This is a genomic window from Halalkalibacter flavus (assembly GCF_036663575.1).
In the GTDB taxonomy this organism is placed as follows: Bacteria; Bacillota; Bacilli; order Bacillales; family Bacillaceae_D; genus Halalkalibacter; species Halalkalibacter flavus.
The window spans coordinates 1-25,660 of the sequence record NZ_JAWRVK010000054.1 but is presented as its reverse complement, the minus strand read 5'-3'; the positions used below and the strand labels follow the sequence as shown (position 1 = coordinate 25,660).

General features: G+C 37.7%; 25 protein-coding genes and 1 pseudogene. 6 read left to right on the top strand and 20 right to left on the bottom strand.

Annotated elements, in window-relative coordinates; translation table 11 throughout:
• Positions 1-574 precede the first annotated feature (574 nt).
• Positions 575-1,555, bottom strand: coding sequence for a histidinol-phosphate transaminase (gene hisC / locus SAY88_RS22265; protein WP_332634445.1), 981 nt, complete (start codon positions 1,553-1,555; stop codon positions 575-577).
• Between the two features lie 268 nt (positions 1,556-1,823).
• On the opposite strand from hisC, the gene pdxR reads away from it, so the two are divergent.
• Both pdxR and SAY88_RS22255 read left to right on the top strand, forming a co-directional pair.
• A complete protein-coding gene (gene pdxR / locus SAY88_RS22260) occupies positions 1,824-3,296 on the top strand; it encodes a MocR-like pyridoxine biosynthesis transcription factor PdxR (protein WP_332634444.1) in 1,473 nt (490 codons plus the stop codon).
• 129 nt (positions 3,297-3,425) lie between these two features.
• Positions 3,426-4,220 (top strand): PhzF family phenazine biosynthesis protein, encoded by a 795-nt coding sequence (locus SAY88_RS22255; RefSeq protein WP_332634442.1) that lies wholly within the window; start codon positions 3,426-3,428, stop codon positions 4,218-4,220.
• 379 nt (positions 4,221-4,599) lie between these two features.
• Here SAY88_RS22255 and SAY88_RS22250 read toward each other — a convergent pair whose 3' ends face one another.
• From SAY88_RS22250 to SAY88_RS22240, 3 genes are all read right to left on the bottom strand, one after another.
• The gene (locus tag SAY88_RS22250; protein ID WP_332634440.1) at positions 4,600-4,725 is read right to left on the bottom strand and encodes a hypothetical protein; all 126 of its coding nucleotides are present in this window, start codon (positions 4,723-4,725) and stop codon (positions 4,600-4,602) included.
• 248 nt (positions 4,726-4,973) lie between these two features.
• A complete protein-coding gene (locus SAY88_RS22245) occupies positions 4,974-6,404 on the bottom strand; it encodes a sensor histidine kinase (protein WP_332634439.1) in 1,431 nt (476 codons plus the stop codon).
• 123 nt (positions 6,405-6,527) lie between these two features.
• Positions 6,528-6,905: a hypothetical protein gene (locus tag SAY88_RS22240; RefSeq protein WP_332634437.1), complete on the bottom strand. Its 378-nt coding sequence runs from the start codon at positions 6,903-6,905 to the stop codon at positions 6,528-6,530.
• A 713-nt stretch (positions 6,906-7,618) separates the two neighbouring features.
• On the opposite strand from SAY88_RS22240, the pseudogene SAY88_RS26090 reads away from it, so the two are divergent.
• Positions 7,619-7,720, top strand: a pseudogene (locus tag SAY88_RS26090) (Spo0E family sporulation regulatory protein-aspartic acid phosphatase); the annotation flags it as partial.
• A gap of 780 nt (positions 7,721-8,500) precedes the next feature.
• Here the strand turns inward: SAY88_RS26090 and SAY88_RS22235 are convergent.
• A complete protein-coding gene (locus SAY88_RS22235) occupies positions 8,501-8,875 on the bottom strand; it encodes a hypothetical protein (protein WP_332634436.1) in 375 nt (124 codons plus the stop codon).
• A 327-nt stretch (positions 8,876-9,202) separates the two neighbouring features.
• Here SAY88_RS22235 and SAY88_RS22230 point away from each other — a divergent pair, with 327 nt between their 5' ends.
• The gene (locus tag SAY88_RS22230) at positions 9,203-9,493 is read left to right on the top strand and encodes an RNA polymerase alpha subunit C-terminal domain-containing protein (protein ID WP_332634434.1); all 291 of its coding nucleotides are present in this window, start codon (positions 9,203-9,205) and stop codon (positions 9,491-9,493) included.
• 399 nt (positions 9,494-9,892) lie between these two features.
• Here SAY88_RS22230 and SAY88_RS22225 read toward each other — a convergent pair whose 3' ends face one another.
• From SAY88_RS22225 to SAY88_RS22210, 4 genes are all read right to left on the bottom strand, one after another.
• Positions 9,893-10,651: an SDR family oxidoreductase gene (locus SAY88_RS22225; protein WP_332634433.1), complete on the bottom strand. Its 759-nt coding sequence runs from the start codon at positions 10,649-10,651 to the stop codon at positions 9,893-9,895.
• Positions 10,652-10,811: 160 nt separating this feature from the next.
• On the bottom strand, positions 10,812-10,961 hold the full coding sequence (locus SAY88_RS22220; RefSeq protein ID WP_161784691.1) for a hypothetical protein: 150 nt from the start codon (positions 10,959-10,961) through the stop codon (positions 10,812-10,814).
• A gap of 85 nt (positions 10,962-11,046) precedes the next feature.
• The gene (gene argH, locus SAY88_RS22215; RefSeq protein ID WP_332634430.1) at positions 11,047-12,423 is read right to left on the bottom strand and encodes an argininosuccinate lyase; all 1,377 of its coding nucleotides are present in this window, start codon (positions 12,421-12,423) and stop codon (positions 11,047-11,049) included.
• A complete protein-coding gene (locus SAY88_RS22210; RefSeq protein ID WP_332634428.1) occupies positions 12,423-13,634 on the bottom strand; it encodes an argininosuccinate synthase in 1,212 nt (403 codons plus the stop codon). The genes argH and SAY88_RS22210 overlap by 1 nt, the downstream gene beginning before the upstream one ends.
• Before the next feature lie 238 nt (positions 13,635-13,872).
• Here SAY88_RS22210 and SAY88_RS22205 point away from each other — a divergent pair, with 238 nt between their 5' ends.
• Positions 13,873-14,184, top strand: a complete 312-nt coding sequence (locus tag SAY88_RS22205) for a hypothetical protein (protein WP_332634426.1) — start codon at positions 13,873-13,875, stop codon at positions 14,182-14,184.
• A gap of 106 nt (positions 14,185-14,290) precedes the next feature.
• Here SAY88_RS22205 and SAY88_RS22200 read toward each other — a convergent pair whose 3' ends face one another.
• The 9 genes from SAY88_RS22200 to sppA all read right to left on the bottom strand — a co-directional run bounded on the left by SAY88_RS22200 (position 14,291) and on the right by sppA (position 22,434).
• The gene (locus tag SAY88_RS22200) at positions 14,291-15,124 is read right to left on the bottom strand and encodes an EcsC family protein (RefSeq protein WP_332634424.1); all 834 of its coding nucleotides are present in this window, start codon (positions 15,122-15,124) and stop codon (positions 14,291-14,293) included.
• A 5-nt stretch (positions 15,125-15,129) separates the two neighbouring features.
• Complete coding sequence (locus SAY88_RS22195; protein ID WP_332634422.1) at positions 15,130-16,086, bottom strand: 3'-5' exoribonuclease YhaM family protein; 957 nt, start codon at positions 16,084-16,086, stop codon at positions 15,130-15,132.
• Between the two features lie 330 nt (positions 16,087-16,416).
• Positions 16,417-17,604 (bottom strand): acetate kinase, encoded by a 1,188-nt coding sequence (locus SAY88_RS22190; RefSeq protein ID WP_332634420.1) that lies wholly within the window; start codon positions 17,602-17,604, stop codon positions 16,417-16,419.
• 209 nt (positions 17,605-17,813) lie between these two features.
• Positions 17,814-18,803 carry a class I SAM-dependent methyltransferase gene (locus SAY88_RS22185; RefSeq protein ID WP_332634419.1) on the bottom strand — a complete coding sequence of 330 codons (990 nt, stop codon included), beginning with the start codon at positions 18,801-18,803 and terminating at the stop codon, positions 17,814-17,816.
• A gap of 193 nt (positions 18,804-18,996) precedes the next feature.
• On the bottom strand, positions 18,997-19,497 hold the full coding sequence (gene tpx / locus SAY88_RS22180; RefSeq protein WP_332634417.1) for a thiol peroxidase: 501 nt from the start codon (positions 19,495-19,497) through the stop codon (positions 18,997-18,999).
• A gap of 111 nt (positions 19,498-19,608) precedes the next feature.
• Entirely contained in the window at positions 19,609-20,076 is a 468-nt protein-coding gene (gene ytfJ, locus SAY88_RS22175) for a GerW family sporulation protein (RefSeq protein WP_332634416.1), read from the bottom strand.
• A 21-nt stretch (positions 20,077-20,097) separates the two neighbouring features.
• Positions 20,098-20,757: a DUF2953 domain-containing protein gene (locus SAY88_RS22170; protein WP_332634415.1), complete on the bottom strand. Its 660-nt coding sequence runs from the start codon at positions 20,755-20,757 to the stop codon at positions 20,098-20,100.
• Positions 20,758-20,846: 89 nt separating this feature from the next.
• Positions 20,847-21,422, bottom strand: a complete 576-nt coding sequence (locus tag SAY88_RS22165) for an RDD family protein (RefSeq protein WP_332634413.1) — start codon at positions 21,420-21,422, stop codon at positions 20,847-20,849.
• Between the two features lie 13 nt (positions 21,423-21,435).
• Positions 21,436-22,434 (bottom strand): signal peptide peptidase SppA, encoded by a 999-nt coding sequence (gene sppA, locus SAY88_RS22160; RefSeq protein ID WP_332634411.1) that lies wholly within the window; start codon positions 22,432-22,434, stop codon positions 21,436-21,438.
• A gap of 99 nt (positions 22,435-22,533) precedes the next feature.
• Here sppA and SAY88_RS22155 point away from each other — a divergent pair, with 99 nt between their 5' ends.
• Positions 22,534-23,343: an NAD kinase gene (locus SAY88_RS22155; RefSeq protein ID WP_332634410.1), complete on the top strand. Its 810-nt coding sequence runs from the start codon at positions 22,534-22,536 to the stop codon at positions 23,341-23,343.
• Positions 23,344-23,394: 51 nt separating this feature from the next.
• Here SAY88_RS22155 and SAY88_RS22150 read toward each other — a convergent pair whose 3' ends face one another.
• Together SAY88_RS22150 and SAY88_RS22145 are read right to left on the bottom strand one after the other, a co-directional pair.
• Positions 23,395-24,984, bottom strand: a complete 1,590-nt coding sequence (locus tag SAY88_RS22150; protein ID WP_332634409.1) for an amidohydrolase — start codon at positions 24,982-24,984, stop codon at positions 23,395-23,397.
• A 132-nt stretch (positions 24,985-25,116) separates the two neighbouring features.
• The gene (locus tag SAY88_RS22145) at positions 25,117-25,326 is read right to left on the bottom strand and encodes an alpha/beta-type small acid-soluble spore protein (protein WP_332634408.1); all 210 of its coding nucleotides are present in this window, start codon (positions 25,324-25,326) and stop codon (positions 25,117-25,119) included.
• Positions 25,327-25,660 lie beyond the last annotated feature (334 nt).

The following is a 25,660-nucleotide window of genomic DNA, read 5'->3' as shown; positions in this document are numbered from 1 at the left end:
TAGTAAAGATCATAACATTCCGTTTAAGTCATTATAATTATGCCCATTACTTTAACTACCAAGTGCTATTCCATTATCTACATATCACTGTGTTGTTCGAACTAGAGTTCTGTGACACTTTTTACTTTGGTTAATTGATGGATTTATGGGATCAGCATAAAAGTTCCTATTCAAAAGTGACGTATAATACCAATTTTGTGTGTCGTTTTTTTTGTGGCTCTATAAGTAACGAATTCTTGCCGTATTCGATATTCACTTTTCTAGCGAGAAATTCAGCTGGTAGAAGCGTAGTCTCAATAATAGATTTTCCAGTGCTGAACTGCTTTTTCACTTTCTGTATTTTGCAGAGAAAAAGTACACATAGTTGCAATTGCGCATACAGAGTATTGCAACACGGAGCCTCTATGGGCATGCTCTTTTAGCCAAGAAGCCAGTAGTTACAGGGCTTGGCTATGCCATGGAGGCTAGCATGCCCACCTCTCCGTGTAAAGTTGCTGCGAAATTTTGTCTTTGCAAAACTCTGCACTTTTATTTTGCAAAACACACTTTCACCACTATTAAGGTCATAACAATTTCATTTCCCTAGTAGACGATGGAGCTCATTGTATAAAATCTCCATTTCTTCTTTGGTACCGTTGGATATACGCAGCTTGTCGAAAAGGCGAGTGTCTTTAAAGTAACGAACGTATATGTTTCTCTCCATCAGTTTCTCATACAATTCTTGAGCTCCGTTGTCTCCGATTTGAGGAGGAGGTGAACATAAGATGAAATTGGTTTGGGATGGTATTACGTCGAACCCTAACCTATAGAGATCTGTACAGAATTCGTCACGGGTGCGTTGCACAGCAGCAGTAGTGTTCTTCATGTACTCTTGGTCTTGCAAAGCTGCCAACGCTAGCTTCTGGCTGACCACGTTAACATTGTAAAGGCTTTTACCCTTTTCTAACGCGGTAATCAACGTTTTATTGGAGAAACAGTAGCCAACCCGCGCTCCGCACAGGGAGTACACTTTGGAAAAAGTCCGTACAACCACCAAGTTTTTATAGCGTTCTATCAACGGAATAGCGGACAAGCCAGATTCAGCAAAATCTATATAGGCTTCGTCGACAATAACAAGTCCCGGAAAGTGGTTCACAAGCCGTTCTACTTCTGAAAGAGGCAGTAGCCGACCAGTTGGCGCGTTTGGATTTACGAGCACTATTACATGTGCACCACTTTCAAGTAGCAGGTCTACATCTACTGAAAAGTCGTCTCGAGTCGGAACTCTGACACATTCTACTTGATGAATAGATGCAATGCTATGGTAAAGCGAGAAGAATGGATCTGGAATGGCGATACGGGAATGTGATTCTACAAACACTGTGAATATTAGAGAGATAATTTCGCTCGAACCGTTTCCACAAAATGTCTGATCCTTGTCTACACCGTACTGTTTCGCCAATGCTGCACGAAGCTCATCGCATCGAGCATCAGGATAGAGTCGTAGTGCTTCCTCGTTAGTCGTACGAAGCACTTTAAGGACATTTGGCGATGGTGGATACGGATTTTCATTCAGATTTAGCTTAATTACACTACTTTCTTCGGGGGTTGGGACCCCGATGCATAAGGCTCCAATCGCTGGATATGTGGTAGTATAATGTTCATCGTTTTACTCTCCTTAATAGCCAGTTATTTAAGAAACTGGCCTTGTTTGATGTCATCCAGTCTTTATGATCAGTGAACAAGATGATATGATAAGCATAATCGGGATTTGTCATTCTTAAAATGGTCAGTTTTTGACTTTTGTCAATGTCAGTTAGTATGAAATACGAGGAGGAATGTCGATGATCGAACTAACGCCTAAGCTCGATGAAACATCAGGTGAAGCTTTGTATATGCAGCTATATCACTATATCCGTGACGAAATAGTGGCGGGTCGCATTCCAACTAACAACCGACTACCTTCCATCCGAAGACTGTCCGCCCATCTTGGTGTCAGCCGAACACCCGTAGCGCTTGCATACGATCAACTGCTTGCGGAGGGGTATATCAGAAGTAAGCCTCGAAGTGGTTTTTTTGCCGCCGAGGTGGAAACATTCACTTCTTCACCACCTACATCGCTCGTAAGGAGCCAGTCCACCGTATTGCCTTCACTGCCACGTGCCTATCACGCACCCCAAGAAGAGATGGTCCTTTACGATTTTGGCTACGGTAGCGTCGATTTGGAAAGTTTCCCACTTACAAAATGGCGAAAGTTGATGAATCGGTGCTTGCTGCCAGAAAATAGTCGTCTCCTGCTGTATGGCGACTTACAAGGAGAACCTGAGCTACGTGCGGAAATTGCGACATATCTACATCAAATCCGTGGTGTCCGATGCTCACCAGAACAAATCGTCGTCGGCGCCGGTACGTATCATTCACTTGACCTACTTTTTCAGCTGCTCAAGAAGGATGTAACCTGCATGGCGGTGGAAGAATCAGTCAACGATGGAGTGAAAGCGTTGTTCGAACAGTTCCGTTTTGACTGTCGTCCCCTTCGGTTGGAAAGCGACGGAATCCAAATTGAAGAGGTATACGCTAGTAAAGCACAAGCAGTTTATGTAACACCTTCGCACCAATTTCCATTTGGCATGACATTGTCAGTCAACAAACGGATCAAGTTGCTGCATTGGGCAAAGGAACAGCAAGCCTACATCATTGAAAATGACTACGATGGCGAATTTCGTTACAACGGTAGGCCAATTCCGTCGCTGCAAAGCCTTGACAATGATGGACGGGTTGTTTACGTTGGCACGTTTTCCAAAGCATTGACTCCTTCGTTTAGGCTCAGTTATCTCGTGCTCCCACACGCACTACTGGAACAGTTTCGGTTCAGAAGGCATAGTTATGATCAACTGGCATCACCGATTTTCCAAAAAACGTTACAGTTGTTCATGCAGTCTGGCGATTTTGAACGGCACATGCGCAAAATGCGAAGCTTGTATCATAAAAAACATGACATGCTGTTACAGGCCATTCGGCACGCTTTTCAAGGCATCGCCGATATCATTGGCGTGGGCTCGGGTCTACATATTTTGCTCAGGGTACGAAATGGAATGAGCGAATCGCAACTCGTTCATACTGCAAAGCAAAAGGGAGTTAACGTTTATCCGACTTCTGTTTACGCGTTGGAACAGGAATTAACTGCGACTTCCACGGTATTGCTCGGCTTTGGAGGGTTGTCCGAGACAGACATTCGTGCGGGAATTGAACTACTCAAACGGGCATGGAGTGCTGATAAAATAGAAACTTGTCGCGCGCGCCCGATTGCGGAATAAGAAAAGCATATTTCTTTTTCTACATATTTACATAAACTCCGATCTTAGAAGTAAAAGTATTTTCTTTTCGTTTGAATTTTTTGGGAATTTTATAGAGTACTTAAGAATTTAAAGAGGAGAATTTAGATTATGACGACACCTATTTATGTAGTAGACGCTTTTACAAATCAAGCTTTTAAAGGGAATCCAGCAGCCGTCTGTGTTCTTTCTACTTCACAAGACGATATTAGGATGCAAAATGTTGCTACTGAAATGAATTTATCCGAGACTGCTTTCCTTCATCCTTATCAAGATGGATACTCATTGAGGTGGTTTACTCCAAATACAGAAGTAGATTTGTGTGGACATGCTACTCTGGCGAGTGCGCATATTTTATGGGAACTGGGTCACATGAACTCAGAACAACCAATTAAATTTTATACTAAAAGTGGGGTACTTACAGCTTGTAAAAGTGGGGAATGGATTGAATTAGATTTTCCATCTGAACAACCTAAACAGGAAAATATTTATCCCAATGAACTTATTGATGGATTAGGAATTCAACCAATCTATGTTGGACGAAACCGATTTGATTATTTAATTGAAATAGACTCAGATCAAATGTTAAGAGGATTAAATCCTAACTTTTCACTATTAGAACAAATCGATACTAGAGGAATCATTGTAACAAGCAAATCAACATCAAATGAATACGATTTTATTTCAAGATGTTTCTTTCCAGCTGTAGGAGTCAACGAGGATCCTGTTACAGGGTCTGCGCATTGTTGTTTAGGTCCATATTGGCAAGAGAAATTAAACAAAAACGAATTTCTTGCGTATCAGGCTTCTAAAAGAGGAGGAATTCTAAAAATCAAATTACATAATGATAGAGTTTTCTTATTAGGGCAAGCCATCACAATACTGAGAAGTGAATTACTAAATTAATATTCTGAGAGGCTGTATAAATTATTCATCTTTAGTTAACATAATTAATCCTAACAGAAGTTCCCCAACACAACCCCCCTTGGGTGCCAAGGGGGGTCAACTTGTCACAATTTATTGTTTATGCAGGATTTGTTGATAAATTAACGTTTACACACGCTCAAGTGCGCCTGATGGCTGTATAAAAAAGTGGCATTTTCTGCAACCTATTATTCAATTAAATGGCCCTTTAATTGAATAATCAGCTGGAGTTTAACAGCCTAGTTTCTTTTACATTCATAGTTGTGTTTGTTTTTGATTCGACAGTTTGCTGCTAGAAAGAGAATCTTTACACTCATCGTTCCAATCTTTGGTCTGTGATCGACAAGTGTATCTTCTCGCTTTAACGACTTGCGTGATTTCTCATGAAATTCTCTTCCAGCTTCATCATTATCAACGCAAGAAATATTTGCTTTACGCTATGTCCTTTTTCTTCTAAATCTTTAACGGCACGATAAACCGTATTCATTTTCAAGCCACTCATACTAACTTATCTTGTATTTTGTACTCGCTCTTTTTTTACCGACCAATAGGATATTTCATGTGAAAATGAACATATTTTACTACAACGATAATTGTAAAAAATCTCAAGTGATGCGTAACGTTAAACGGTTCCTAAGGCTTTTAGATAGGCCCTTTTAGAATGGTTAAAAAGACAGCTAAACAAGTTAAGCTGTCTTTGAAATCCTCACATTTCTAGGTTAAGAAAAGAACTAGCTAAGAATTACTAAATTCATATTGGGGAAGCGCAACTCTAAAAGTAGTCCCTTTCAAACTACTCTCAAGAACCTTTATTTCTCCACGGTGTTCAAAAATGATTTTTCTAGAAAAAGGAAGTCCTACCCCCATCCCATGATGCTTGGATGAAATAAATGGATCAAAAATTGCTTCCCATTGATCAATGGGTATGCCTTGACCAGTATCAGAAAAATCAATAATAATGTGATCATCTTTTATCTTCGTACTTATCGTTATTTCTCGTTGAATATTTTTAGAGTGAATGGATTCACAACTATTCTTAATTAAGTTGACAAAGACCTGTTTTAGATAGACATCGCTAACATATGCTTTTAAGGGCTTGTACTTTTCTATATAAGATAAGTTTATGTTGTTCTCTTTTCTAATTTCATGAGTAATACTAATAGCTTCATTAATAGTTTCATTAAGATCTACAAATTGGAATTCAATAGCTTTGGTTTTTAAATATTCGTTATAACTATGTGTAAGGTTCTCTAATTGTTGAGATGATTTTTGAATCATATCAACCATTTTTACACTTTCAGTTGGCATGGTTTCGGTATTACTAAGGAGTTTTGAATATGCCTTAATAATTTGCAGGTTGTTTTTAACTTCATGAATAAGACTTGAGGCTATATCACCGGTGTAATCAAGCTTTTTTTGCCGTTCTACTAAGCGATTATACTTTAGCGTTGTTAAATTGTTCATCTTTACAAAAGAAAAAACGATAGTCGATGAAAAAATAATAACCCCCATGCTACTAAATATTGCTCCTGTACCAGGTATGAAGTTTAGAAATCCCGATATAAATAACAGCATAGAGCAGAAGGAAAATGTACTTAAAAAAGAATGCAAATATATATTTTGAATTCCTTTAGATATAATAATAATAAAAAGTAATAAAAAAATAAAAATGCTTGTATGTAAAAGGTAAAGACTATGGAATTGTCCATAAACAGGGAAGTATAGACTGGTCTCCGTATTCCAAACCGTCACTACCCTTAAACCCTCTATTCCTAGTTCGGTCCAATTAAGTACATAAATAGCTATAGTCCATAGGAAAAATAAACATAATACTTTTGTGTTGAAAACAGATAAAGCAAGCTTGTACCAGAACGTATTCTTAAAGTTAGGGGCATGTTTTCTAATAATTAAGTAGGTCAAATAAAAGGTTAAAGGCACTATAAATGTAGGCCCTATTCGAAAAAGACGAAATAAGTCCAAGATCATCGTCTCGGGTAGAAAATCCTTGAGATACAACACACCTATGTCAATTTGCCAAAGGCTAATTGACATCATGAATAGTAACAGTGCGATCCCTAACTCCGAACCTTTATAAATACGTAATACATTTATTGCTAATACCAAAGGGATTAACCCAATGGATATAATTAATAGAGCAATTACCATTTTTATTCATCCCTTTTATATCTTTTTACATATGCGCAGGCGTTGTTCCCTCCTTATCCATGATTTGTTATAGCCACCTCATTTACAGGTTGTGTAAGTGTTTGTGTAACGATATTCATTTTCTTAAATCCCTCTTTTTGTTGTTTTAATAGTAGGAGGAATAATTCCGTAATTAATACTTAATAAGGAAGAAATCACTTGAATAATGCCAGCAGCTCCAAAAGGATTTCCTATCATACTTTTTATAGATGTGTATGGTACCGTATGACCAAACAGTTCTTTTGAACACCTTTTTTTAATCAAGTCATTCAGTTGAATTCCTAAAGCTTGACTATTGGTAATGGGGATTTCTTTATAGTTATTTAAATTTGCATTTATAATAGATTCTTGGAAAGTGATTTCACCAATGTTACCAACAGATGTACCGAAAAAAATCTCTCTTTTTTTATGACTTAAATCTTCTAACTTTGAATAAGTTAAAGCCTCTTTTCCAGCTGCCATTGAAACCATTGAAAAAGGTAAAAACCACCCTTTTTTCAGTGGCTCTTATTTGAGTAGCAATGGCTTCGCACGTTGCACGCCTGGTATGAGAAACCCACTCATGCCAGGCTTTTTATAAAGATTGCACCGGCTCCGCACATTGCTTCGAGGGCATTGAAAAAGGTGAATATCGACCTTTTTCAGTGCCCTCGCTGCCATTCCTAAAAGAGTCTTTCTAAAAAAACGCTCATATTATTGGTCTGGTGGAATTTCATTTAATGGACCTCTAATAACTCCAACAATGGTTGTTTCTCCTTTAGGGCTTAAATTAGTTACAGATTCAAGACCATTCACAACCTCCTTTTAAATTTGTTAAAAACTCTTTAATATTACTAGATTTAGGTGCTTTTATACCGTATCCCGTTCCCACTATTTTACTCATAATAATACCAACCTTTTTAAAAAACAGGACTTTTGTCTCTTTAATTATAGTAGGCTATTAAATAGTAAAACCACCTTACAAAATTGGATAAAATGCCAAAAAATGTAATTAACTACTTGAACCAGTTATTAATATTTAATAAAATTATAGTTATGTCTAAGGAAATTTCAATATTAAATATTATAATAGATGAGGAGCAATAATGGAGAAAAAAAGAGAATTGCTTTTGAAGATTGAACATAAACGAACAAAACTCCATTCTAATGTTAGCAAATTTGGTATCTTGTCTTAGGAAGTATTGAAGTGTAGCGAGGAATTAGACATCCTTATTAACATTTATCAAAAATCAGATAAAAAATTTGCGAATCCACAAACCCAAAACCATATTATATAAAAGGATAGAGGCATTTCCTCATCTTTTTTTGTGTTTCAATAACTTTTTCTTAAATTACTTATAACCCGTCAAATTAAGAGTATCGGGTCCTCTTTTTTTATTGTAAAGCTGATAAGAACAGACAACTTATCAAGAAAAAACTACCATACTATAAAAAGTTACGGTAGCTTTTTATGTTTCTAATCTATAATCAAGCTTTATTAAAAATACAATTGAGACTGATAAATCTCATTCGAAATTTAAATATTATTAACAAGAGCCTTTGAATGTTCGATAAGTAATAATCAATTACTTTTGTTTCTTGATTTATCACTTTTTATTTATTCAACGCTATCTCCAATAACAATCAAAAAGTGCTGTCCTTAAATCTTGGATCAGCGCTATGTGACTAACCTATAAAATTCTCATAAAACCATGTTGTAACTTGATAAGCTATATATGAAAAAATATAGCAGATATGTAATCACTCCAGAAAATCTGAGCCATTTATTATCAGCTTTTTCAACTATTTGATTTAGCTATAAGTACCATTGACAATAAAACAAAAGCTCCTTCTCCAACCATAAAAAAAGAGCTATTACTATAGACAATACTAAGTAAAGTAATCGTGAACGACCATAGTTGACCTCCATTACTAACTCTTTCAAATTGACCTTTCCTATAATTAATTTCAACCTAATCTTACCATAAATAGTGAGAGAAGTCTTACAGGAAAACACTGAAAAAGGATAAAATCCCCTTTTTCAGTGTCCTCAAAGCTATTCTTTTTTTATCAAATTGCTACGCTTCCCAAACCCAAGTAAACAACTTACTATCTTGATTCATATAGCGTATATCTAGGCGCTCAATGTCCGGATGAGATGAGTTTTTTAGGCGTTTTACTAAATCGTCTACATCAGCATGTTCATCCAGCTTTAATTCTTGGACGATCTCTTCCACTTTCTCTTTTGCCTCTGCACCCTTTACTACCCGCTCTCCTTGCTCATATTCATAATGATTCGGACTATCATATTCCCATTCATATATCACATCATTTTCAACGACGGTAACCCTAAGAGAAAAAGCTGTCATCAGCTCCGTCCCCGCCGCCTGAACCGGCAAACACAACCCCAGCACAACAACAATCACAAAAGGCACAACATACCATTTCATCATAAACATCACCTCATCATTAAGGTGTGTTAAATTATGGAATGTTATACAAGAGCCCAAGCAAAAAAAGATGCTCTTCCTTTTTTTGCTTGGGCTCTTAGCAATGCGCGGTGCCGCTGCCTGCTTTTAAGCCTAAAGGAGCGATCTTCTCCTTTAGGCACGCAGCGTCTGGAGCCATTGCTCTTCTTCGATTTCACCCCAAAAGACGCACGGCGCGCGGTGCCATTGTGGAGTGACATTGTTGAATAGGAACATACATAGTTTTACCGGGAGTGTATACAAAGTATAATATACTAATATTGGATACAGAATTTGTTTGGAGGGATTATTTTGACAGAAGAAAAAAATTTAAGGGTTTGTGAAAAGGGACATAAGTATTATAAAAGTAGTGAGTGTTCAAGTTGCCCTACCTGTGATAAAGAGAATAAGCCTAAAAGCGGCTTCCTTTCGAAACTTAGTTCACCTGCAAGAAATGCGTTGGTTCACGAAGGGATTGACACTTTGCAAGAACTATCGAAGTACACTGAAAAAGAAATATTAAAAATTCATGGTATTGGACCAGCTTCCTTACCTATTATGAGAATGTCATTAGAAGAAGTAGGGTTATCATTTAAACAATAAATAATCTTCAATATGTGACGTGCATTACTTTAACAAGGAATTCTTTTTCTATGTAAATAAAAAGGAAACTAATGTTAAACTAAATGAGCAAAAAGTTGAATAAACTAATATCTTTCATAAAGCTTTTGAAGCCCAAACCAGTCCAGAAAAGCATGGGAAAAAGTCTTCATAAAGCCGATGATGACCCAAACAGACAGAAAAGCATGGGAAAAAGTACTTCATACAAACCAATATGAATTATTTTTCTTGACATAACATCATCTTCAAGTAATGGATAGCTATAATTGAAGAAGACGATAAAAGAAACGCTCAGAGTTTTTTTGCTACTCTGAGCATTTTTCAATGCTAAATACAATTGATGATTTTACTAGTTATCTCGGTTTCTAATCTATTGTTGTATCACCGATATCGATGGATAACATCGACTCCGCCCGTTACTTCAAGAACCGTTCCTGTAACCATATCGGCATTTTCATCACATAGAAAAAGAATAGACCTTGCAATATCTTCCCCTGTTCCCGATCGTCCAATCGGTGTGTCACTATCCTGTTGTTGCCTTGCTTCTTCGATCGTCGCTTCTTTCATGCTCCCTAAAATGTTACCAGGGCACACCATATTCGCCGTAATGCCGTATTCAGCTTCTTCAATCGATACAGTCTTCATTAACGAAACGAGGCCGACTTTTGCGGCTGCGTAAGCTGAGCGATAGATCCAGCCAGGGGCACTATTGGCTCCTTGAAATCCGTATGTAATAATCCGTCCAAAATTCTGATTTCTCATAATAGGGACTACTTTTCGTAGTAAATGATAGACAGCACTTAAGTTCCCTTCGATCATCTCATACCACTCAGACTCTTCGTAATCAACGAGCTTCTTCCGCTCAAACACATATGGACCGGCATTATTAATTAAAATGTCAATCCTCTTAAATCGATCCATAGCTAGATCAACAGCATGTTGTATATCTTCTTTTTTTGTCACATCAGCTTGAACAAATTGCAGCAGGTCTGCATATTCCTTCCACTTCTCTTCTAATGATCTTACAACGTCTTGATCACTTCGAAAGGTTACCGTCACGGAATATCCTTTAGCAAGTAGAGACTCAGTCACTTGAACACCTAATCCCTTCGTTCCAGCCGTAATGAAGGCATGACGCATGTCTACTCCTCCTCACCCATATCTTCTTTAAGTAAATGATACTATGTTTTAAGCGGATAGTAAAAAAAGAGACTGCTCCATAGCTGCTAAACAATAACCACTATTAAATGGGTTATTGTATAGACTATGAATACAGTCTCTTTTTCATGATTTTGGCTGCCTAATACTTTGTCTTATCGTATTGGTGCTGCATCTCGTCTTGATGACGCTGTTCATGCGTCCCTTGACTATAAGAATCCATTACTTGCTGATGAACAGACATTTCTCCTTCTGCATCATAAACATGGTTTGATAATTTGTGTTCTTTCATGTTGATGTCCCCCTTTTAAGTATTCAATCGCTTACTTAGTATGGAACAGACCAACTAGTTTTATGTTCACAAATTATCGATTAGCTTAAAACTTTATACATTTTTCTGCTTTCTCTAAAGCAAGCTTCACTTGGTCAAAACCAGTTCCCCCTGCACTATTTCGGCGTGCAACAACTGTTTTTGGATGAAGCACATCAAAGATATCCTCTTCAAATAAGCTACTTGCTTCTTTGTAATCGGAGAAAGGAAGATCTAGTAAGAACACGCCTTTTTGAATGGCAACAAGAACTAGTTTGCCAACTACTTCATGCGCTTCTCTAAAAGGCATTCCCTTTGTTGCTAAATAATCAGCAAGCTCTGTTGCATTTGAGAAATCTTGATGAACAGCTTTTTCCATTGTATCTGTATTCACTGTCATCGTTTCAATCATGCCAGCAAAGATATTAAGTGATCCTTTGACTGTTTCAACTGTGTCAAACATTCCTTCTTTATCTTCTTGCATATCTTTGTTATAAGCTAACGGTAATCCTTTTAATGTTGTTAATAATGAGAAAAGATTTCCATAGACCCGTCCTGTTTTTCCGCGGATTAACTCAGCCATATCTGGGTTCTTCTTCTGCGGCATAATACTGCTACCTGTTGCAAATGAGTCATCCATCTCAATAAACTGAAATTCCTGAGTTGACCAAAGAATTAACTCCTCACAAAGACGAGACAAATGCATCATTAGGACAGAAGAGGCACTTAAAAACTCAACAATAAAATCTCGATCACTTACCGCATCAAGGCTATTATGATAAATATCATCGAAGCCTAATAGCTCGGCAGAATACGCACGGTCAATCGGAAACGTCGTACCAGCTAATGCACCTGCTCCAAGTGGGGAGATATTCAACCGTTTCATACTATCTTCATAACGACCGTAATCGCGCTCAAGCATCCAAAAATAAGCTAGAAGATGATGAGCAAAAGAAACAGGTTGAGCACGCTGAAGATGTGTGTAGCCGGGTATCAATGTTTCTACATGCTTCGTTGCTTGATTATACAACGCTTCTTGTAGCTTCTTTACAGCTCCCATGATTTCTTTCGTGTTGTTTCGTAAATAAAGATGCATATCAGTTGCAACTTGATCATTCCTACTGCGCCCTGTATGCAATTTCCCACCAACTGGACCGATTTCATCAATAAGCATCTTTTCAAGATTTAAATGAATGTCCTCTTCAGAAACAGAAAACTCTAGTTCTCCGTTCTTAGCTTTTTCACGTAATATATTAAGTCCTGCTTTAATCTGTTCTACTTCTTCCGCTGGAAGAATGCCACATTTGCCAAGCATAGTAACATGTGCAAGACTTCCTTCAATATCTTCATCAACTAGTGCTTGATCGAAGCCGATCGATGCACCGAATGCATCGACCCACTCCTCAGCTGTTTTTGTAAAACGTCCACCCCAAAGCTTAGCCACTACTGAGTGACCTCCTTCTTCTCTTTGTTCACCATGCTATTCACTTTTGTTGATAAGCCCCATAATGAAATGAAACCAACTGCTGCACTATGATCAAACTCATCATCTGTTGAATAAGTAGCAAGTTTTTCATTGTATAAAGAGTTCGGTGATTTACGACCTTCCACGATCGCATGACCTTTAAATAATTTCACACGTACAACACCTGTTACTGTTTTTTGCGTTTCTTCTAAAAATGCTTGCAATGCTTTTGTGATTGGTGAGAACCAAAGACCATCGTAGATCACTTCAGATAATTTCTTAGAGATAACTGGTTTAAAGTGCGCTACTTCTTTCGTTAACGTTATATCTTCAAGCTCTTTGTGAGCTTTAATTAATGTCATCGCTCCTGGACACTCATACACTTCACGAGATTTAATTCCAACAAGACGGTTCTCTACATGGTCAATACGTCCAACACCATGCTTACCAGCTACTTGATTTAATTCAAGAATTAACTGGTCTAATTGATATGACTTGCCGTTTAATGTAACAGGTACACCTTGTTCAAAACCAATCTCAATAATCTCAGCTTGATCTGGAGTATTTTCAATAGCATTTGTTAACTCATACGCACCTTCTGGTGGTGTCGCCCATGGATCCTCTAGAATTCCACACTCATTTGCACGTCCCCATAAGTTTTGGTCAACTGAGTAAGGATTATCCAAGTCAATTGGAATTGGAATATTATTTTCTTTTGCATAAGCAATTTCCTCATCACGTGACCAACCCCACTCACGAACAGGAGCAAGAACTTTTAAGTTAGGATTTAACGCTTGAATAGAAACTTCAAAACGAACTTGATCGTTTCCTTTTCCTGTACAACCGTGCGCAACAGCTGAAGCACCTGTTTTCTCAGCAATTTCTACAAGTTTTTTAGAAATAAGTGGACGAGAAAGAGCCGATACTAGTGGGTACTTTTCTTCATACATTGTATGAGCTTGTAATGTTGGTAAAACAAAGTCCTCGGCAAACTCTTTTTTTGCATCAATTGAATAAGACTCAATCGCACCTACATTTAAAGCTTTTTGTTTAACAAAGTCTAAATCTTTTCCTTCACCTACATCTAATCCAACTGCAATAACGTCATAACCTTTATCTGCTAACCATTTGATTGCTACTGATGTATCTAACCCACCTGAATATGCTAAAACTACTTTCTCTTTGCTCATTTCTCAAAACCTCCAATGAATATTAATACTCAGAATATTATTTTTATACATCCTTATTCAAAAAAATGAGTGCTCTACTTGCTTGCACTACTTTGCATAAAACCAAACACAATTCTTATTAATATTCATAACTTTAACAGGGGTGATTGGTTTTGGCAAGTATATTTTTTTCTTTTTTTTTTGATTTTGTTTCCAATTTTCGTCTTCCTCTTTTAAAATTGAAGTTGAGGTGATTTACATGAGTGTAATATTCAATTATGATTCACGACTTCGTCTATCATTGCCAGTAATCCAAGGATCTTGGACTGAACTAGATAGAGACAGCCAAGAAAAGATCCTAACAAGGTGGGAAACGATCCGAGGGACCATTCCTGATCGGGTTAAAGAAATTGAACAGCAAATAGAGCTAGTTCATAATCAATTAACTTTAGAAGAAGATTTTGAACGTTCGTGTGAATTAAACTTGGAAATGGCTGAACTCGCTTCAATTATTAATGACTTATGGATTTGGTTCCGCACCACACCATCACTTACATCAATAGCTGCCTAGTAACATCATAGCAAAACCATCACAGATGTTGCCTGTTTTCTCTAAAAAATTCATAAACCTCTAAAAGAGCTGTCTGAAAAAACTTTCGTCTCAGACAGCTCTTTCTTTACATTTCTTCTATTAATCGACGCTTTTGATAAAAATGTTGCCCAACATCAATGACTTGTTGTGAGAAGCGATAGTTCAAGCCCGCTCCTACAGCCATTCCAACTAAGGGAACACCTTGAATAAGTTTCTTTTTTAGCATAGTAATCACAAAGCTTTTCACAAGTTGCTTTGTTAATTGTTCAAAAATGGCGTCTTGCATAATGGCATCATCCCCACTATAAAAGACATGATCTCGTTCTTGATTTTCCACTTCACTCAACAACTTGTCCCATTCATTTGCTTGATAGGATTTTGGAATCGTCGCAACATAAAATAACTTTAACATGTTCATTAATTCGACAGGACGTCTCACATCATATCCATACACTAAAGCAAGATGCTGCAAGGACCGTAACTGGATAACTGCTAAAGCAGGTAAATCTGAAAGCAGGAGGAAGGCCCCCCCCATTCCAGTTAACCCGCCTTGACCTAAAGCAAGCAATCTTTGTTTTGCCATTAACTGATCAGCTAAATAGTCTAATTGCTCTAGTGGGAGACTTTGTAAGTCATCAATCGTTGAAATCGTAGGATCGAATGTACGTGCATGAGAGATGACTCTGCGTTTTGCTTCTTCATAGGACCTAGAATGGTGTAGCCAAGCTTGCAAGTGCAATAAGCATGTATCCATGGCCGTAAGCCATCTCTCTTTAGTCTTCTCACTTAGCTGGTCAAAAACTTGCTCCGTCCACCTACTATACGTCGTTTTAAAATCTGTAGCTTCATACGAAAAGAAAGCCTCTTCCCATTCGTTTATCTCGTGTAATCGAATTTGTAATTGGTCTGTTTTTTTCATTGTTTTTATCCCTCTTTATTACCATAATCATACATATTCGTATACAATTTTCTTTTTAACATTGGAGAATACACCCATTGTTCATTTGCTTTCTCTTGTACCATTTCAAAAGCTTGTAGCGTTGCATTCATTTGTTTAATATGCTGAAAAAAGATTGCTTCCGCTGTTTTCGGAGACGCAGTACTTCCAAATCCTTGACTTACCTCTCCGTATTGACTGGCTATACAATGCTTTAAAGCTAATAATTCGTCATTTTCCCTAGAAATTCCTGCTTCTCTTGCTGCATCTTGGACAAGTTCAAGACTTAATGTAATATGTCCTAAAAACTCTCCTGCCGTTGAATAATCTGGTGCGACCGCATCTGTAAAAACCTCTGTTTTTCCTAAATCATGAATGAGACATGTTGTGATCACAACACTTTTGTTAATTTTTGGATAAAGGGGTAAAAGCTGCAGTGCTGACTGTGTGACATGAACGATATGATCAAGCAATCCAGCATAATATGTATGATGATAGTTTTTAGATGCTGGAATCGTTGTTAAACGTTCTCTTAAGGCTTTTCGGCTAAATAACTGTTTAATGATCTGACGCATCGTTTCCGATTCAATTTCTTCCATCATTAACCTGAGCTCATGCCAAAGAACTTCTCTGTGAACTCCCTTTTTAGAAATTAATTCTGAAACATTGATTTGGTCTGCTTCTGTTGCAAGACGAATTCTTTGAATCGTCAAATGTAATTTTTCACGATAATTTACGACAGTACCCTCTACTTTTACAATCGCTTTTCTTTGCAGTTGATCTATTTGATCTGCAGTAATATTCCATAGCCTTGCCGGAATAACTTCTAAATTTCTCTCTAGCTTAAAGTTCGCATAATCGCTACCATTTGACGCTTGTTTTATTTCTCTCTCTTTGATAAGAAAAAAAGTTGTAATTGTTTCTCCTTCATGCAACTGTAACAAGTGCAATCCCCCCTAACGCTGCTTTCTATATCCTATGCGCCATAGAAAGAATTCAGTCTAATGATAGCGTTGTTACATCGTAAAAGCAAAACTGCATTAAGTAAAAAACCGAGGGCACTGAAAAAGTCCTTTTTAGTAGATTCGAGGAAGCAGCAATGGCTCCACACGTTGCGCGCCTGCTATGAGAAACCCATTCATAGCAGGCTTTTAGACAAAGCAACGGTTCCGCTCATTGCTTAAAGACCATTGAAAAAGGTCAAAACCATACCTTTTTCAATGGCCTCTAAAAAACCCTCCTAAGGGACGGAGGGTTTAAGAGTATTGGATCTATTACTTTGATAAGCGAACTGTATCCCGCGCAATCATTACTTCTTCATTTGTTGGGATAATGATTACTTTTACTGGAGAATGAGGGTAGTTAATAAAGGCTTCTTTCCCACGAACTTTGTTTAAAGCTGGATCCCAATAAACACCCATGAACTCTAAACCTTTTAATACACGCTCACGAATGACATCACTATTTTCACCAATACCAGCCGTAAAGATAATTGCATCTACACCGCTCATACGAGCCGCATATGAGCCAATATATTTGTGAATACGTGAAGTAAATACTTCAAGGGCTAATTCAGCACGTTCGTTACCACTCTCCGCTTCTCCTTCAATGTCACGAAGATCACTCGAGAAACCAGAAACACCTAGTAGTCCACTACGTTTGTTTAGCGTATCTAAAACACCATTAGCGTCTTGGCCTGTTTTTTCCATAATATATGGAATTAACGCAGGATCAATATTCCCTGAACGCGTTCCCATTGTTACACCTGCAAGTGGAGTAAAGCCCATTGACGTGTCAATTGATTTACCACCTTCAATGGCTGCGATACTTGCTCCATTTCCTAAATGACATGATAGCAAGCGTAGTTGCTCAATAGGCCGCCCTAGCAGTTCTGCTGCACGCTCTGATACATATTTGTGTGATGTACCATGGAAACCATATTTACGAATGCCATATTTCTCATAATATTCATACGGCAAACTATACAAGAAAGAAGATTCAGGCATCGATTGATGAAATGCTGTGTCAAATACAGCTACAGCTGGTACATTGGGTAACACTTCTTTAAACGCTTTAATTCCAACTACGTTAGCAGGGTTATGTAAAGGGGCTAGCTCAGACACTTCCTCAATTCCTGCCAACACTTCATCCGTTATTAAAACAGAATCATTGAACTTCTCTCCACCATGTACAACACGGTGACCAATTCCTTCAATTTCATCAAGAGATTGAATAATTCCAAGGCCTGTTAGCTTATCTAGTAACGTTTTTACAGCAACGGCATGATTAGGGATATTCAATGTTTCTGTATTCTTCTCTCCACTAACTTCAATAGTAAATACACCATCTTCTAAACCAATACGTTCTACTAAACCTTTTGTAACAACTGTTTCTTCAGGCATATTTAAAAGTTGAAATTTCAATGATGAACTACCTGCATTTATTGCAATAATTTTTGCCATTCGCTTTGACCGCTCCTTTTTTCCTCTTATCTTCTTTTATCCTCTTCCATTTAAGCACCAGCGATTCATCATTTCAAGTTTATTCGCCTTTTTTCTACTTTTTTCGCGTATATTCTTTATTTTCAGAAATGAAATCGCTTTTTTAAAAACAGAATTTTTTTAAACCAAAAAAGAGTGTACCTTTAGCTTAAGGTCACACTCTTTTTATTTTATATGCGTAACTCTTCCTGAAACCACTTATTTATTTGCTTCATCATATCAGCAAGAGAATCTTTTTTGTTGAAAGAAGGAAGTTCTGCTAGAAGCGCCTGCTTCGGCTGTCTAGTTTGTTCTCCTTTCTTTTGAAGCATAAAGATACTTTTTCCAAATTGTTCAGATTGAAACATACTCTTTGGCAACTGCAGCAATCCTAAAATGTTCGCCTTACCTTTCACATATTCATGTAACTGCTTTGCTTGTTCACTCTGAAAAAGAAAATTAGGAACAAGAAAGAACAAAAACCCACCAGCTTTTGTCTTGTTGATGGCTTGCTCAATCATTAAATGATGAATAAATGAGTGACCTTCTTCTGCTTTAAGTACATAGTCTTGAGCTATTTGATCTTTTGGATAATAACCTACAGGCAAATCCGTTACGACTAAATCTACTTCCTGAAATGCAATCGGCTCAATACTATCTTGATGAAACAACTGAAGCTCATGCTTTTGTAAATTAGCACTAACAAATGCTAGCTTTAACAACGTCTCATCTACCTCAAAAGCACCAGCTGAAAGGCTTTTATTGGATTGATTTAAAATAGTATTGACTAAATTACCTGAACCTGCAGCTAAATCTAAAAGTACGGCAGGTTCTTCACTCTTATTAAGCACTTTATTAACAAGATAGCTTAAAAATAAGCATACAGCATCAGGCGTCATAGAGTGATGAGGCTGAACTGCTCCTTTCATCCCTTTTAGTACTGCTAGTTGATACGCTTTTCTTACATCCTCTTTTGTAACACTTTCTAGGTCCATACTGCTCAATTTATCAAGAAGCCACTCTTTTTGTTCTGGATTAACACTTTGACATACTACTCCTCTAAAAAGATTTTCTCCAGCTTCTGCGAGCCCTTCTAAATATGTCACTTCCCCATTCGTTTCTAAATATAATGCTACATCATCTAAATATGTATATAACTCTTCCATTTTCGTACTATTCAAGACCTTCTCCCCTTTTTAACACTCAACTTCATCCCACTATTTTAGCAAAAGCGTGTTATTAATACTACTTATGATTTTAGTACTAATCCATTTTAAACAGATAGCTACTCTTTCATACAGAAAGTTAGTTCAAGTAGAAAGAAAATAGAAAAGGCCCACCCTATAGCTAGCCGGGCAGACCCTCAAAATATTATTATTTTGCAGATTTACAAGCTTCAATTGCCGCTTCATAATCAGGATGGTTCGTTGCTTCTGAAACGTATTCAGCATACGTGACAACATCATTAGAATCGATGACAAACACCGCACGAGCTAGCAAACGCAACTCTTTAATTGCAACGCCAAACGCTTCTCCAAATGAAAGATCACGATGGTCGGAAACCGTTTGAACATTTTCAATTCCTGCAGCTGCACACCAACGCTTTTGAGCAAATGGTAAGTCGACGCTGACTGTTAACACTTGTGTATTTTCAAGCCCTGCCGCTTCCTCGTTAAAGCGACGTGTTTGTTGATCACACACTCCCGTATCAATTGACGGAACGACACTGATTAAGCGTACCTTACCCTTTGTATCATCTAATGTAACTTCTGATAAGTCATTCGCTAGAACTGTAAAATTGGGTGCTTTTTCTCCAACCTTTACTTCAGTACCTAATAGTGTAACCGGATTATTCTTAAACGTAATTTCAGCCATTGTTACCCCTCCTAATCATTATGTACAAGTTCATCTTACATGAGGCTAGGAAAATATGCCAGTTATATGCATAAAACTTCTAAAAAGAAAAGAATGGGGTTATCCCCATTCTTAAAGTGGTGGTTGATTATTAGGATCTGTTGTAGTTGTTGTACTTGAAAAAGTAGTAGTAGAACCATTGTTAGAACCACTATTGCCATTATTACCAACCATTTGTTGGATTTTTTCAACAACTTGTGGAGCAAAGTCAAGTAACTTCTCATACAAATGAGTGTTGCTATCTAAATGTACCATCTTAACACCTTCACTGTTTACAACTAAGAAGGCAATCGGTGTAATGGATACCCCACCACCACTACCTCCACCAAAAGGATGCTTATGTTCCTCTTTTGGGCCACGTTCTTCGATAACAAATTCACTACCACCTGCCGCAAAACCAAAGCCCACTTTAGAAACTGGCATAATGACACTGCCATCAGGAGTCTCAACTGGGTCACCAACTATTGTGTTTACATCGACCATTTCTTTTAAATTTTCCATTGCCGTCTTCATTAAGCCTTGAATAGGATGGTCTGTCATGATCGTTTCCTCCTTCAAAAATTACATATTTTTTTCAACCGAATTTGTTTTAGACATTTTCGGTCTTCGTCTCCAATGCTTGAGTAACATTAGACCTGCAACGATAGCATGTCCGATTCTAAACGAAAACATGCATGAAAGGTACGTGTGAGATACCATCGCTTGAAAATGTGGATCTATTGTTAGCTTGGGCATGAACTTCATTCTCATATAATTACCAACTAATCCAATAATATTCCCTTTTACCCCCCAAATTGCTCCAGCAAGTTGAGCCGTGTGAGCCGCATCACCAACCCCAATATCTGTGTGCCATGTGAAAGAATTTACTCTAACTTTTTTTAAAAATTTTCTTACGATCTTATGCAGGCCGACTACGTGGTCTAAAAAATCCTTTAACCACCGAAAATAATGTTGCAGCAATTCTGGCGTTACAGGAAGTGCTTTTTTTGATTCTATACCCGCAATTTTTTGTTCTTCTTCCACAATCAAAGAAGCCGTATCATCATCAATTTTTATTACAGGTGCCGAAAATGTATAAATTCTCATCCCCCAAAACGTGACTTTGGCATCAAGTAAGTCATCATCTTGATTATGTCGATAATCTATATATATTTTCACCCTTGAAAAAATTATGATGGTAAACAAGATTATTATTGCTGAAATAATTATCGTCCAAACCATACAATACCCCTTTTACAAAGTTCAATTGTACCTAGTTTCTCCTTTTTTATACAGAATAAACCTGCCAGTTTTGGCAGGTTTACTCAAAATTACATATGAGTCTGTTCTTCGCGTTCATGTATAACGCATGTATCTGCAATCACGTCATGAAGACCTTGTTTTTTTGTTGTAAAAGCAACCATAACGTAAATGACATAAAGTAGAAAGAAAGATTGATGTATGAAGCGCCCAACGCCTTCTCTGAAAATAATTTGTGTCCAACTTAATTCATCATTCTTTAACGAGATCACGCGGAGCCCCAAAATCATCTTCCCAATTGTTTGACCGTAAATTTTTGTCATAGTCGCGAAATACAAGAAAAATATGACAGCTGATAAAACTGTCTCTAGGTTAAAAGGACCAAGTGATAACAACCCATTTACATTCGTTAGCCGCAGCAGCGGGTATACAAGTAATCCATTTAATGAGAATACCGTTATCATATCTAAAAGAAATGCCCAAAGCCGCATCCAAAATCCGGCAAAATATACGGAGGTTTCCGCTTTCTCCATATCTTTATTAATTTCAGGAGGAGAATGAATGTCTTGTACCTTTCGATTTCGTAAACGACTATTTACGATACGTTTTCGTTTTGGCAGAAGTGCTCGTGCAACTAATTGACTCAATGTTCTCCCCTCCTTAATCTGTATAGATATATTTTAAACTTGGTGAACGATGTGTAGCTAAGATTCGTTCAAGTGTTGCTAGTTCTCCAGTATTATTACCGAACCATTGCTTCAACGACAAAGAAAGAAAGCCTGGAAAACCAACATGTGGCTCATATTTAATTACATCAAAATTTCCAACATGGTCTCGCATCATAGCAATCGTATCATCTAAAGTTCCAAGCTCGTCAATTAAATCAAGCTCCAAAGCTTGATTTCCGCTATATATTCGTCCGTCCCCTATTGTACGAACTTCAGACTCAGTCATGTTTCTTCCCTCCGCAATGACTCGAACAAACTCATCATACGATTCATCAATTAAAGATTGAAGGATTGCTCTATCTTCTTCCGTCATTTCTCTTGTCGCAGACATAATATCCTTAAATGGACCACTTTTAATTGTATTCACTTTCACTCCATAATTTTCAGCTAGTTCTGTTACGTTAATTGATTCCATTATGACACCAATTGACCCGGTTATCGTTTGTGGGCTCGCTACAATTTTATCAGCTGGTGCAGCTATGTAATATCCTCCAGAGGCTGCCATACTTCCCATTGAAACATAGATTGGCTTATCATAAGTCGTTTGTGCTTCAACGATTTTCTCGTGTATTTCAGCGCTTTCCACAACGCCACCGCCTGGGGTATTTACCCGAAGAATAATCCCTTCAACATTGGGATCTTTACCCGCTTGTTCAATTTGCGACAAGAACATTTGATGTCTGTAGCCAGTTGGTGCAAATAAGCCTCCATCCCCTACATCTTGTATGACCCCATTAACTTCTAATACAACAATTTGACCTCCAAACTCTTCCCCTGTCTCAAGAATCTGTTCAGTCCAATCATGATGTCGCATGGAATCCATCAATGAACTCGTATTTGAAAAAATCATCGATGTCGCTGCATTTACCACGAGCGAAACCACCAATAGCATAGCAACAGCAATTAACGCTAACCAACGTTTACGACTCATTCCCTCACTCCTCTAATTTCACTTTTTCTTTCTTTTTCCCAATCAATGGATATGATAACATAAAATTGATAAAAGGACATTTCAGAGAGGATGAGAATTGTGTCATCTAGAACCAACCTGTATTTATCCTATAAGCGTACAAATGAAATGGAAGAAATCGTACACCAGTTACGTACTCTTGCTGAAGAGAACGATTTTAACATCGTTACTAATGTTGAAGAGGCAAATATAATTGCAAGCATAGGCGGCGATAATGCTTTTTTGCAAGCAACTCGAAAGACTGGCTTTCAGCAAGATTGTCTATATGTAGGTGTTAGCACGGATTCGTTAGGATTTTATACGGATTTTTCTATTCAAGACATAGAACAAATGATTCAAGCTATGAAAAACGCTGAGGTGGAAGTACGACGTTATCCAATCCTTGAAGTGACAGTAGATAACGAGAAACCATTTTTTTGCTTGAATGAATGCTCAATTCGTTCAAATGTTATCAAAACATTTGTCATTGATGTATTCATTGACGATTTGCATTTTGAAACATTCCGAGGGGATGGAATGATCGTATCCACACCAACTGGAAGCACGGCTTATAACATGTCTGTTAATGGGGCTGTAGTTGATCCGACCCTTCCTTCTTTACAAGTTAGTGAAATCGCTTCATTAAATAACAACCAATATCGTACACTTGGTACATCCTTTCTCCTTGGACAAAACAGATCATTAACATTAAAAGTTGTACAAGATGGAAATGACCACCCAATTATTGGAGTTGATAATGAAGCCCTTAGTATTCGTCATGCTAAACAATTAAAACTCCGTCTTGCTGAGCAATCAATTAAGGTATTAAAATTAAAAAACAACTCTTTTTGGGAAAAAGTTCAACGAAACTTTCTAAGCAAACCAAAATAAGTATAATAAATAAGCCTGTCCAGCTCGTAAAATTCTCGGACAGGCCATTTATTATTTTTCATACATAATTGTATTATCTACCACAGTCATCACCACGTTTGTAGTTAAAATATTATCAGGGCTAACTGTGAATAAGTTTTGGTCAAGTATCGTGAAATCCGCTACATAGCCTTTTGCTATTTTTCCTCGTTCATTTTCCTTTTCAATCGCATAAGCACTTCCCGATGTAAAAAGTTGCACTGCTTCAAAAGGGGTAAGTTTTTGCTCTGGTAAGTACCCTTCATGATTCTCTCCTATTCGGGTTCTCGTTACGGCCGCATGAATACCAAGAAGTGGATCAACAGGCTCAATTGGCGCATCTGAGCCACCAGCGCAGTGTAACCCATTTTCAAGTAACGTTTTCCACGCAAATGAATGTTTAATTCGTTCCTCTCCTAATCGTTCCATCACCCAAGGAAAATCCGAAGCAACAAATCTTGGTTGCAGGTCAAGTATCACCGGCAACTTTTTCATTCGTTCAATTAGCGTATCATCGACTACTTGAACATGGATCAGTCGGTCTCTCCCTCCTGTCACTGGATATTGCTCTAGAGCTGTTAGAGCCATATCAAGAGCAGCATCTCCAATCGTATGAATGGCCACAGGGCGATTCTTGTTTCGTGCCTCTCTTACAAGTTTCTGTAAACTTTCTTCCGTATGTATGGCTACACCTGATGTTGATGGGTCATCAGTGTAGGGACTACGTAAATAAGCGGTTCTCCCTCCAAGCGCACCATCGGAGAATATTTTCACTGCGCCTAGTTCAATAAAAGGAGTGATTGACCCTTTATCATAATTTTCTTTTTCCATTTCATCGATTGCTTCATGATGAACAAGGAGATGAACACGAAATTTCGTTTGTTTGCCATCTATGACATTCATAAATTGATCAAACGTTTGTTTAAATCCTCCATAGTAATGAAGATCCTCTGTATGACCACCAACTAATCCTACTCGTAATAAATCGTTAACAGCTACTTTAAGTGCGCGATTCACATATTCATCTGTGACTTCCGGAATTTTTTCTTTCACTAAGTCCGCTGCTGTATCAAGAAGAAACCCAGTTGGCTCTCCATGGTCATCACGAACAATGACTCCCCCCGTTGGGTCTTTTGTTTCCTTTGTTATCCCTGCCATCTCTAAAGCCTTTGTGTTTACAAGCGCAGCATGTCGACAAACTCTTGTTAAAAACATTGGTTTATTGGGTGATATTTCATCCAGTTCCAAACGATGAAATATTTTCCTATCAGGAAAGTTATTTTCATTCCAACCTTCCCCGAAAATCCATTGGTCACCGCTTGATTGGTTATACTTTCTCTCTAGTAAAGACCTCATTTCTTCAGCTTGGCTCACTTCAGATAAATCAAGCCGAATCAGCTTTTCACCGTGACCAATAATATGTAAGTGACTATCAACAAATCCAGGATAAACAAAGGCTCCAGACAAATCATGCCTTCTCTCAATTACATGTGCATAACGTTTTTCCAAAAGCTCTTTGTTACCTAAATCATATATTCGACCATCTTGAACATAAAGAGCGGAAACCGTTTCGCCTTCTTTTGTCATTGTAAAAAACGTTCCGTTATACCAAAGCGTTCCCATAAATCCCTTCCTCCTCAATATTTATGTAAACGTTCATCCTTTATATTTTATTATGTCACTTTCAAGGAATTTTCTCAAAAACAAAGAGAAGGGTGTAGTTAAACACCCTTCTCCCAGCCATAATATATCTAATTATTGGATGCTACCACCCATTTGTTGTTCAGCCATTTGAACTAGACGCTTTGTAATTTCTCCACCAACAGAACCGTTAGCACGAGAAGTAGCATCTGCTCCAAGTTGAACACCAAATTCGGAAGCAATTTCATACTTCATTTGATCTAGAGCTTGTTGTACACCAGGTACAAGAAGCTGGTTTGAATTACTGCTGTTGTTGTTTGCCATGTTTCTCACCTCCTTCTGTACTCATAGAATGAGTAAGAGAGGGTAAAAACATACACAAGGTTAGCTGGTAATTGTTGTAATTAATCAAACATAGTTTCATCAAAAAGGAAGATCACCTTTTGGGTAGGAATAGTGCGATCCTTTTTGCGCTGGCTTCTCTCGCCGTGCGCCTTTTGAGAAGACCGCTCAAAAGGCTTAAAACATTACGGCGGCTCCACTCAGCGCTTAGTTTAACCAAAAAGGAAGATCACCTTTGCAGGAATAGTGCGATCCTTTTTGCGCTGGCTTCTCTCGCCGTGCGCCTTTTGAGAAGACCGCTCAAAAGGCTTAAAAC